Here is a 9,290-nt window from a genome sequence, read left to right as displayed (position 1 = left end):
TCGAGCGCCGGCATTGCCGAGCCAACGGCTCAACTGGCCGAAGCCGCAGCCGAGGTCGATGACGCGCTTGCCGGGGATGTGGGGCAGCAAGGCTCGGAACGCCGGCCATTCACTGGTCGCATCCAGGCCGTCGCGCGAACGGGGGAACTCGCTGTAGCCGGCGAGAAATCGGTCGTCGTCATAGATGTTCTGGGCCATGACGGCCTCCGGATCAGGCCACCACCGCGAGGTTCGCAGCACTCTCCGGCAGGTCCTCGCCGAACACGCGCTGGTAGAACTCGGCCACCACGGGGCGTTCGAGTTCGTCGCACTTGTTGAGGAAGGTCAGCCGGAAGGCAAAGCCGAGATCGCCGAAGATCTGCGCGTTTTCGGCCCAGGTGATCACCGTGCGCGGGCTCATCACGGTCGACAGGTCGCCGTTGATGAAGGCCTGCCGGGTCAGGTCGGCGAGACGCACCATGTTGGAGACGGTCTTCCTGCCCTTGTCGGTCGCCGCGTAGGTCTTGGACTTGGCCAGCACGATGCCGACTTCCTTGTCGTGCGCCAGGTAGTTGAGCGTCACCACCAGGCTCCAGCGGTCCATCTGGCCCTGGTTGATCTGCTGGGTGCCGTGATAGAGGCCGGACGTGTCGCCGAGGCCGATGGTATTGGTGGTGGCGAACAGCCGGAAGGCCGGGTGCGGGGTGATCACGCGGTTCTGGTCGAGCAGCGTCAGCCGGCCCTGCGTCTCGAGTACGCGCTGGATGACGAACATCACGTCGGGGCGGCCCGCATCGTATTCGTCGAACACCAGGGCGATGTTGTTCTGCACCGCCCAGGGCAGGATGCCGTCGCGGAACTCGGTGATCTGCTTGCCGTCCTTGAGCACGATCGCGTCCTTGCCGACGAGGTCGATGCGGCTCACATGGGCGTCGAGGTTGACGCGCACCAGCGGCCAGTTGAGGCGCGCCGCGACCTGCTCGATATGGGTCGACTTGCCGGTGCCGTGATAGCCCTGCACCATGACGCGGCGGTTGAACGCGAAGCCGGCGAGGATGGCCAGCGTGGTGTTGCGGTCGAACAGGTAGTCGGGGTCGACCGGCGGGGTGTGCGGATCGGGCTCGGCATAGCCCATCACCTTCATGTCGCTGTCGAAGCCAAAGGTCTCGCGGACAGAGTATTCCGTGTTGGGCAGATTGGTGAATTCAGGCATCGGGGCGGCTTCTCGCAGCAGATATGTCAGGACGGCTGTCGTCTCGGGTTGCGCGCTCTATAGCAGCAACGCGCGCCGGGGGGTAGGGCGGTTCGGCTGGCCTGCGGCTTCGGGTCCGTGCCGGATCCGAGCCGATCGGCCCGCTCCCCCCGGGCCTTGCCACCGTCATTTCGGCGCTGAATGGCGCCATGACGAACTTTCATCGGTCTTTGCCGCCGGCCGGAATGCCTGGTCCGGCAGCGACATGGTCCGGGGTCACGCGCCGACGATGACCGCAACGCGGCACGCGTTTCGTTTTGCGGTGGGTCGCCGCAAGTCGTCGTCCTCCCGGCGCGATGGTTATATTGTCAGCGGCGCCCCCAGGGTCTACGGTTCGACTGAAATCCAAAGTCGAACGGTGGTTGCGGCGCCGCGAAACACTGCAGTCTGGCAGAAGCGCGAGGGCAAGGCGAAATGGACCACAGGCAGAGCGAGCGTGCCGAGCAACTTCGGCGCGTGACGGCGGCGCGCACGGTGGGAAGCGTGCCGGACGAGTCCGCCCTGCCGCTGCCGCCCTATCACATGCGCAACACCTCCAAGATCTACATGCTGTGTCGGTTCGACGCCGAGCAGGTGGCGCGGATCGTACCGCCCGGCCTCACGGCGTCGGGGACCGGCTGGGGCGTCATCTCGCAATACTCGGTCCCCTCCGGCTGGGGTCTGGCGCCCTACAGCGCCACCTACCTCGCCGTCGAGCTCGAGGGGTTGCCGTCCAATGACGGCTCGCCCGGCCTCTACATGTATGCGGGCTGGTACTCCGGCATCGCCAGCAGGGTGATGGGCGGGCTCTACAACGGCAATGTCGGCGCGGGCTGGACCTCGATGCACACCGTGGGCGACGACATCCGGTTCGAAGGCGGGCCCGGCGACAGCGCCGGCCTGCGGCTTTCGGCGCGCCGAAGTGGCCAGCCCAGGTCGATGAACGGCACCACGCGGTTCATCGGGCGCCGGCCGGGGGCGCCGGGCTTCAACTCGTACTCGGTGGCCTGGTCGAGCGACGTCTACGACACGGTGGAGCCGTGCATCGACTATCTCGAGGGCCTGCCGCCGTCGATCGCGCGCCTCGAGCCGCTGGAGTTCGCCTGGACCGCCTATCTGCCCAATCTGTCGATGGCCTTCACGCCGCCCCGGCCGATCGGCGAGGCGCAGCAGTTCAGCGAGCTGGACATGCAGGTGGTGAGCATGGTCGGCCTGTTTTCTCACTTCGGACGCGCTGCCGCCATCACCAACCGGGACGGTGTCGTGCTCAGCCTGAATTCGGCCGCCGAAGGGCTGGTGGCCGAGGGGCATATCCGCGTGGTCGGCGGGCGGCTGGCCGCCGGGCACGCCGGGGGCCCGAGCATCGAGCGGCTGCTGGGCACGCTTGACGGGGTCAGCATCACCGAGCGCAGGCTGATCGAGGGTACCCCTCCCATCCTGGCGCAGGCGATGCTCCTCAGTCCCGACATCGCCGGCCCGGGCCGGGTGCTGGTGGTGTTCGACGAGCCGACCGGCGGTGCCGTCGCGGACGTGGGGCCGGCGCTCGAACTGCTCGGCCTCACCCCGGCCGAGGCCCGGATCGCGGCGCTGGTCGGGGGCGGCGAGTCGCCGCGTGAAGCGGCCGATGCGCTCGGCGTCACCTACAACACCGTGCGCTCGTCGCTGAAACTGGTGTTCGACAAGCTGGGAGTCGGCCGGCAAAGCGAGCTGGCGCGGGTCGTCGCGCGCCTTGCCGGCTGAGGCGCGTCAGTAGGTGACGACGTAGTTCCTGAGCTCGCTGTAGCCCATGGTGGTGCCGTCGGCGTTGACCCCGCGGACGTGCGAGTAGAACTGGTTGCCGCCCGTGGCCTTCTCGAAGGCGCCGGTGCCGCCGACGACGGTCGCCGCGCCCTCGCAGGCCGCGAGGTCGCCGGCAGAGGGGGCGGCCGCCGTGCAGGACCACTTGAGGAACAACTTGTCGCCATTGCCGGCGGTCACGGTGCAGTAGCCGGCCGCATCGACGCCGATGTCGTTGTAGCCGGGGCACTGGATGGTCGAGTTGGCGAGGGCGCCGCCGCCGTCGTCCTTGAACACGTTGATGCCGGAGAACTGCCCGGCGAAGTACGGGCGTCCGTCACCGAGGGTGAAGGTCGACCCCACGGCCAGCCAGGCGAAGGTCGCTTCGCCGCGGATTTCTTCGGAAAGGGCAGGGGTGATGGTGGTGGCCAGCAGGGCCAGCGTGGCGATGGTCTTGAGCAAGGGTTCCTCCTCGTGCTGCGGTTCCGTCGAACCGATGACGCGAGGCAGCTTGCGGCCTTGCCGCTTGCCCCGCACCCTGCAGGTGGGGGGTGGACCGGCCGGGGGTGTCAGTGCCGCGGGTCCCGTCGGCCGGACCCGCCATCGTCCGAAGGGTGTTCGGGACGGGGCACTTCGGTGGCGCCGCGCCAAGTGTCCTCCATGGCCTGGATCTGGTCGAGGCGATGGAGCTGCAGATGAATGCGATCGGCGCCGGAACCGCACAGGCGGTCGAGCCACCCGAGCGCGATCGCGCGCAGCTGCCGCAAGGCAGCCCTCACTGCTGTCGGTTGGCCCATCGGCACGGCTCCCGTCCTGCCGACGGGCACCTTGCGCTCCTCCGATGGCCGCCTGAACCCCCAAACGGGGGGTCCCGCCGTCGGCCTCGGCGGTACGGCGCCCTCAGCGGGCGACGAAGCCCTTCTGCTTGAGATGGGTATAGGCCGCGATGATGGCCCGGAGCCGGTCCTCGGAGCTCTTGTCGCCGCCATTGGCGTCGGGGTGGTGCAGCTTCACCAGGCTCTTGTAGGCCGCCTTGACCTCGTCGGCCTTGGTATAGCCCTTGAAGCCCAGCGTCTCGAAGGCGCGCCGGTCGAGCTCGTGGAGCGGCTTGACCCGTTCCTCCTGCGGCCGCTTCTGCTGGTGACGTGCAAAGCGGGCAAACACCCCGAACGGGTCGCCGTGCGGACGAGCACCGGCGGCGCGGGGGCCGCCGCGCAGCGGCATGCGCGGGCCGGCGGCGCCCGGCTTGGCGCCGAATCCCCAGCTCGGCCGGCCGGCGGTCTCCTGTTCGGCCTTGAGGTGGCTCTCCATCTCGTCGGGCTTCATGCCGGCAAAGAAGTTGAACACCTGGTTGTAGTGCCGGACGTGCTCGAGGCAGAAATGGTGGTACTCGCCGATGGCGCGTGCGCCCTTGGGGGCCCGGTAGAGGCCCGGCTGGTCGCAGCCTTCCCAGCCGCAGCCCGGCACCTTAGCTTCCGGCTCGGGCTCGGGGTGCCGCGAGCGGATGCGGATGCGGTCGAAGTACTTGGAATCCAGCTTCATCAGTCCTAGTTACGTGTCGCACGACGCCAGCAGTGGAACCGGTATGCATATGTCCGTTCGCGACGCCATGGTTGAAAAACTTTCGCTCAAATTCGCGCCAAGCCACCTTGAAGTGATCGACGAGAGCGAGAAACATCGAGGCCATGGCGGCTATCGGCCCGGCGGCGAGAGCCATTTCCGGGTGCGCATCGCCTCGCCCCGTTTCGCCGGGCAGACCCGCCTGATGCAGCATCGCGCCGTGATGGAGGCCCTCGAGGCCGAAATCAGCGGCGGCGTCCACGCCCTCGCGATCGAGGTGGTGGGCACCGCCTGATCGATGTGGAGCGCCCGGCGCTGCCCGGCAACTCCGACGCTTTCATGGCCGCCCCGCAGGTGATTGCGGCGTCGGCGAAAAGCGGCGTGCCGCGACGTTGCGCCCGGCGCAATGCGGCCCGAAAGGGGCGATGCCGTGACCGGCCGCCCCGATCTCTCCGAATTGTCGCCCACTGACTTGCCTAGCTGTTGGCAGTCAATGACAGGAGGGCAAGATGATCCGGATGATGACGGGAGCGCTGGCCGCGGCCATGATGCTCGGTGCGACAGGTACGGCACTGGCGGCGCCGAGCACGCTGCAGCTGATCGTCGGCGGCGAGGCCTATGACGGGCCGCCGCGCTTCGAGGTGAGTTTCGATGGCGAGGTGGTCGGGGAGGCGGCAGTCGATGTCGCCATCGACACCGGCACCGCCGGCCGCTTCGCCGATGCCGCCGACAAGAGCCCGTATGTGCAGAGCTTCTCGTTCGCCATTCCCGAGGCGCTGTTCGCGCCCGGGGGCGAGGTGCGCGTGCGGCTGGTCAACGAGGCCTATGGCGGCGACGGCTCGAACCGTGACCGCAACCTGTTCCTAGCCGCCGTGACGGTGAACGGGCGGGCGGTGACGGTGTCGGGCCTGTCCACCCGCGGCACCAGCGCCGCGGTCGAAAACGAGCAGGTGGGCGAGTTCCTCGTCCTGCGCGACGGCAACATCGAGGGGGTGTCGCGCGCCCCGGCGGGTGGCTGGCCGCTGCCCGAGAGCATCGCCGAGCTGGCGCCCGAGACCGCCCCGGTGATCGCTTCGGAGGCGCGGGCGGCGGCGGATGCCGAGGCGGAGGTGGCTCCGGTCGAGGCAACCCCGGTGCCGAAGGCGCCGGCGGTGGTGGCGGCCGTCGAGCTGCCCACGCCGCGCCCCGCCGGCATCGACGCGATCGAGACGGCGAGCCTCGCGCCGGGCGTCGAGACTATGTCGCCCACCTCGTGCACGCGGGACGAGCTCTACAATGTCGTCGGCTTCAACGAGAACTCCAATGACCTGACACCGCGCCTCGAGGCGCGGCTCGATCAGATCATCGCCGATATCGGCGCGCAGAAGTGCCGTGTCCTCGTCACTGGCTACTCAAGCCGGCAGGGGGCGCACGCCACCAATGCTCTGTTCGCCATCGAGCGGGCGCAGAACGTGCTCGGCTATCTCAAGGCGAACGGCCTGAGCTACGAGAAGGCGATCGCCGCCGGCGCCGGCGCCACTGCGCAGTTCGGCCCGACCTTTTCGGCCAACCGCCGCGTGGTGATCACCGTCACGCCGTGACCGAGGGAGGCGCGTCAGGCGCGGCGCATGTCCTCGAGATAGTCGCGCACGGCCGCCGCTTCGACGTTGCGTTCGATGAAGGCCTCGCCGATGCCGCGGGTGAGGATGAAGGTCAGGGCGCCGCGCACGACCTTCTTGTCCTGGGCGATGGCCGCCATGAGGACATCGGTCGGGGGCAGTTCGCCGGGGATGTCGGCGAGGCGCGTCGGCAGCCCGGCGGCCACGAGGTGCTGCGCGATGCGGCCGGTGTCCTGGCCGGGCGCCAGTCCGAGGCGGGCGGAGAAGCCGTGCGCCAGCACCATGCCGATGGCGACGCCCTCGCCGTGCAGCAGCCGGTCCGAATAGCCCGTCGCCGCCTCCAGTGCGTGGCCGAAGGTGTGGCCCAGGTTGAGCAGCGCCCGCACCCCGGTCTCCTTCTCGTCGGCGAGCACGAAGCGCGTCTTGGCGGCGCAGCAGCGTGCCACCATCTCGGCCCGCCGGGCCATGTCGCCGGAAAAGATCGCCGTCCGGTTGGCCTCCAGCCAGTGGTAGAACGGCGCGTCGTCGATCAGCCCGTACTTGACCACCTCGGCATAGCCCGCGGCGAACTGCCGGGCGGGCAGGGTGGCGAGCGCGTCGAGGTCGGCCAGCACGAGCCTGGGCTGGTGGAAGGCGCCGACGAGGTTCTTGCCGTGGGGGGAGTTGATGCCGGTCTTGCCGCCCACCGAGGAATCCACCTGGGCCAGCAGCGTCGTCGGCATCTGGATGAAGTTCATGCCGCGCCGGGCTATGGCGGCCGCGAAGCCGGCAAGGTCGCCGATCACGCCGCCCCCCAGGGCAACGATGAGGTCACCGCGCTCGAGCCGGGCTGCGAGGATGAAGTCCACCACCTCGCCGAGCCGCGCGAAGGACTTGCTCGCCTCCCCGTTCGGCAGGACGATCTCGGCATGCCCGAGTCCCTCGCGGTCGAGTCCCGCCAGCAGGCGCGGCAACTGGGTGCGCGCCACTTCGGTGTCGGTGACGATGCCGAAGCGCCGGCCGGGGAACATCGCCCGCAGGCGGGCACCGGCCGCATCGAGCAGTCCGGCGCCGATCTCGATGTCGTAGGCCCGCTCGCCGAGCGGGACGTGAACGCGGCTCGGTTCAGTCATGGCCGGCGGTCTCCCGGGCGCCAAGGTGCGCCACTATTGCGTCGATCACCTCGCTCGCCACCAGATCCTGCGGCACATCGCTGGAGACGACCGTGACGTCGGCCTCGGCGTAGGTCGGATAGCGTTGCTCGATCAGCTTCATCAGCGTTTCGCGCGGATTGGCGGTCTTCAGCAGCGGCCGGTTGGAGCGGCGCGAGACCCGCTGGAACAGCAGTTCGAAATCGGCCTTGATCCACACCGAGATCGCCGCCGCCTTGATCAGGGCGCGCGTTTCGGCATTCATGAAGGCGCCGCCGCCGGTCCCGAGCACGATGCCGCGGTCCTTGAGCAGGCGGGCGATCACCCGCACCTCGCCGGCCCGGAAATCGGCCTCCCCGCGGGTACGGAAGATGTCCTCGATCGACATGCCGGCGGCCTTTTCGATCTCTTCGTCGCTGTCGACGAAGTGGCGCCCCAGCCGGGCGGCGAGGCGGCGGCCGACGGTGGTCTTTCCGGCGCCCATCATGCCGATCAGCACGATCGGCCGTCCGTCCGCCAGCCGCAGCAGTTCGTCGCGCTTGTCGTCGCGCAAAGGGGCGGCGTCGCGTGACATCGGCCGGTCTCTCCTCACCTGCGGCGTTGAAGCGTTAGGGCGGCATAAAGTCAATGGCCGTATGGTGCAGCCTTGATCCTGCGGACGAAACAGGGGAGACTTCCCCCCGCGTGACAAAAGCGGATTGCCATGCCGACCCTCATTCGTCTGATCGTTGTTCTGCTGGTTCTCGCGGGGCTGGCGCTGGGTGGCATGTTCGCGCTCGTTGCCACGGTGACGCCGCGCGACAAGCAGGTGACGATCCGCATTCCGGCGCGCGAGCTGGTGCCGTCCCCCGATCGCGACCCGCTGGTGCGGCGCGAGATCGACACCACGCGCCGGGACGTGCCGGCCACCGAGGCGGTGCCGGCCGAGCCGCAGGCCACGGCGCCCGCCGAAGGCGATGGCGAGGTGCGCACGCTGCAGCCGGGCATCGAATGACCGGCGGCCATCTGGTCGAGGCCTTCCTCGAGATGATGAGTGCGGAGCGGGGCGCCGCACTCAACACCATTGCGGCCTATCGGCGCGACCTCGAAGACTATTGCGGTTTTCTCGCGCGGGCCGGTCTGGGGCCGCTCGATGCGGGGCGGGAGCAGGTGACGCGCTACCTCGCGGCGCTGGCCGCGGAGGGGCTGGCGGCCTCTTCGAGTGCCCGCCGGCTGTCGGCCGTACGGCAGTTCCATCGCTTCCTCGCCGCCGACGGGGTGCGCGGCGATGATCCGACCCGGATCGTCGCTTCTCCGCGGTCCCGCCGGCCGCTGCCCAGGGTGCTGGCGGTCGACGAGATCGAGCGGCTGCTCGGGCAGGCGGAGGCCGAGGTCGAGGCCGAGGGCCTCACCGACGCCCGCCGTGCCATGGCGCGGCGGCTCTACGTGCTGCTCGAACTGCTCTACGCCACCGGCATGCGGGTGTCCGAACTGGTCGAGCTCAAGCGCGTCGCGGTACTGCGCGAGGCGGCCTTCCTCACCATCCGCGGCAAGGGCGCCAAGGAGCGCATCGTGCCGCTCACCGACCGGGCGCGCGACGCCGTCCGCTCCTATCTGCAGTCGCTCGAGCCCGGGCCATGGCTGTTTCCGGCGGGGGGCGAGGCCGGCCATCTCAGCCGGCAGGTGTTCGCACGCGAACTCAAGGGCCTCGCAGCGCGGGCAGGAATCGGGGCGGCCCGCATCTCGCCGCACGTGCTGCGGCATGCCTTTGCCAGTCATCTCCTCGCGGGCGGGGCCGACCTGCGCGTGGTGCAGACGCTGCTCGGCCACTCCGACATCTCGACCACGCAGATCTACACCCATGTGCTCGACGAGCGGCTGCAGGCGCTGGTCGAGGCGCACCACCCGCTGGCCGAACAGGGCTGACGCCGGGCGGGCTCAGGAATGGCGGCGGTGCAGGTTGTCCAGCCGCTCGAGCAGGCCGTCCAGCGTGCTCAGCACGTCGCCCATCAGGCGGGGGGAATCGAGGCTGCCCAG

11 protein-coding genes and 1 pseudogene are annotated in these 9,290 nt (G+C 69.4%); 5 read left to right on the top strand and 7 right to left on the bottom strand.

Annotated features, from left to right (window positions below; genetic code table 11):
- Positions 1–198, bottom strand: a pseudogene (locus ACE3TU_RS15100) (SAM-dependent methyltransferase); the annotation flags it as partial.
- A gap of 13 nt (positions 199–211) precedes the next feature.
- Positions 212–1,192 carry a cobaltochelatase subunit CobS gene (gene cobS, locus ACE3TU_RS15095; RefSeq protein WP_374625609.1) on the bottom strand — a complete coding sequence of 327 codons (981 nt, stop codon included), beginning with the start codon at positions 1,190–1,192 and terminating at the stop codon, positions 212–214.
- Between the two features lie 453 nt (positions 1,193–1,645).
- On the opposite strand from cobS, the gene ACE3TU_RS15090 reads away from it, so the two are divergent.
- A complete protein-coding gene (locus ACE3TU_RS15090) occupies positions 1,646–2,950 on the top strand; it encodes a hypothetical protein (RefSeq protein WP_374625607.1) in 1,305 nt (434 codons plus the stop codon).
- Positions 2,951–2,956: 6 nt separating this feature from the next.
- Here ACE3TU_RS15090 and ACE3TU_RS15085 read toward each other — a convergent pair whose 3' ends face one another.
- The 3 genes from ACE3TU_RS15085 to ACE3TU_RS15075 form a co-directional block, all read right to left on the bottom strand.
- Complete coding sequence (locus ACE3TU_RS15085) at positions 2,957–3,448, bottom strand: hypothetical protein (protein ID WP_374625605.1); 492 nt, start codon at positions 3,446–3,448, stop codon at positions 2,957–2,959.
- Between the two features lie 107 nt (positions 3,449–3,555).
- A complete protein-coding gene (locus ACE3TU_RS15080; RefSeq protein ID WP_374625603.1) occupies positions 3,556–3,753 on the bottom strand; it encodes a hypothetical protein in 198 nt (65 codons plus the stop codon).
- A 133-nt stretch (positions 3,754–3,886) separates the two neighbouring features.
- The gene (locus ACE3TU_RS15075) at positions 3,887–4,528 is read right to left on the bottom strand and encodes a J domain-containing protein (protein WP_374625601.1); all 642 of its coding nucleotides are present in this window, start codon (positions 4,526–4,528) and stop codon (positions 3,887–3,889) included.
- Between the two features lie 49 nt (positions 4,529–4,577).
- On the opposite strand from ACE3TU_RS15075, the gene ACE3TU_RS15070 reads away from it, so the two are divergent.
- Both ACE3TU_RS15070 and ACE3TU_RS15065 read left to right on the top strand, forming a co-directional pair.
- Positions 4,578–4,841, top strand: a complete 264-nt coding sequence (locus ACE3TU_RS15070) for a BolA family protein (protein ID WP_374625599.1) — start codon at positions 4,578–4,580, stop codon at positions 4,839–4,841.
- A gap of 214 nt (positions 4,842–5,055) precedes the next feature.
- Positions 5,056–6,126: an OmpA family protein gene (locus ACE3TU_RS15065; protein ID WP_374625597.1), complete on the top strand. Its 1,071-nt coding sequence runs from the start codon at positions 5,056–5,058 to the stop codon at positions 6,124–6,126.
- 14 nt (positions 6,127–6,140) lie between these two features.
- Here the strand turns inward: ACE3TU_RS15065 and aroB are convergent, their stop codons facing one another.
- Together aroB and ACE3TU_RS15055 are read right to left on the bottom strand one after the other, a co-directional pair.
- Positions 6,141–7,256, bottom strand: coding sequence for a 3-dehydroquinate synthase (aroB, locus tag ACE3TU_RS15060; protein WP_374625595.1), 1,116 nt, complete (start codon positions 7,254–7,256; stop codon positions 6,141–6,143).
- Positions 7,249–7,848, bottom strand: coding sequence for a shikimate kinase (locus ACE3TU_RS15055; RefSeq protein WP_374625593.1), 600 nt, complete (start codon positions 7,846–7,848; stop codon positions 7,249–7,251). Before ACE3TU_RS15055 ends, aroB begins: the two co-directional genes overlap by 8 nt.
- A gap of 129 nt (positions 7,849–7,977) precedes the next feature.
- On the opposite strand from ACE3TU_RS15055, the gene ACE3TU_RS15050 reads away from it, so the two are divergent.
- Positions 7,978–8,268 (top strand): hypothetical protein, encoded by a 291-nt coding sequence (locus ACE3TU_RS15050; RefSeq protein WP_374625591.1) that lies wholly within the window; start codon positions 7,978–7,980, stop codon positions 8,266–8,268.
- The gene (locus ACE3TU_RS15045; protein WP_374625589.1) at positions 8,265–9,179 is read left to right on the top strand and encodes a site-specific tyrosine recombinase XerD; all 915 of its coding nucleotides are present in this window, start codon (positions 8,265–8,267) and stop codon (positions 9,177–9,179) included. The genes ACE3TU_RS15050 and ACE3TU_RS15045 overlap by 4 nt, the downstream gene beginning before the upstream one ends.
- Positions 9,180–9,290: the final 111 nt, after the last annotated feature.

This window comes from Devosia sp. (assembly GCF_041917035.1).
GTDB lineage: Bacteria > Pseudomonadota > Alphaproteobacteria > Rhizobiales > Devosiaceae > Devosia_A.
The sequence above is the reverse complement of the archived record's forward strand: the minus strand, read 5'-3'. Positions and strand labels throughout refer to the sequence as shown.

What these genes read in the sequence shown, in the direction of transcription:
- cobS (WP_374625609.1), bottom strand. Translation starts at nt 1,192, where the DNA reads ATGCCTGAATTCACCAATCTGCCCAACACGGAATACTCTGTCCGCGAG.
- ACE3TU_RS15090 (WP_374625607.1), top strand. Translation starts at nt 1,646, where the DNA reads ATGGACCACAGGCAGAGCGAGCGTGCCGAGCAACTTCGGCGCGTGACG.
- ACE3TU_RS15075 (WP_374625601.1), bottom strand. Translation starts at nt 4,528, where the DNA reads ATGAAGCTGGATTCCAAGTACTTCGACCGCATCCGCATCCGCTCGCGG.
- ACE3TU_RS15070 (WP_374625599.1), top strand. Translation starts at nt 4,578, where the DNA reads ATGTCCGTTCGCGACGCCATGGTTGAAAAACTTTCGCTCAAATTCGCG.
- ACE3TU_RS15065 (WP_374625597.1), top strand. Translation starts at nt 5,056, where the DNA reads ATGATCCGGATGATGACGGGAGCGCTGGCCGCGGCCATGATGCTCGGT.
- aroB (WP_374625595.1), bottom strand. Translation starts at nt 7,256, where the DNA reads ATGACTGAACCGAGCCGCGTTCACGTCCCGCTCGGCGAGCGGGCCTAC.
- ACE3TU_RS15055 (WP_374625593.1), bottom strand. Translation starts at nt 7,848, where the DNA reads ATGTCACGCGACGCCGCCCCTTTGCGCGACGACAAGCGCGACGAACTG.
- ACE3TU_RS15050 (WP_374625591.1), top strand. Translation starts at nt 7,978, where the DNA reads ATGCCGACCCTCATTCGTCTGATCGTTGTTCTGCTGGTTCTCGCGGGG.
- ACE3TU_RS15045 (WP_374625589.1), top strand. Translation starts at nt 8,265, where the DNA reads ATGACCGGCGGCCATCTGGTCGAGGCCTTCCTCGAGATGATGAGTGCG.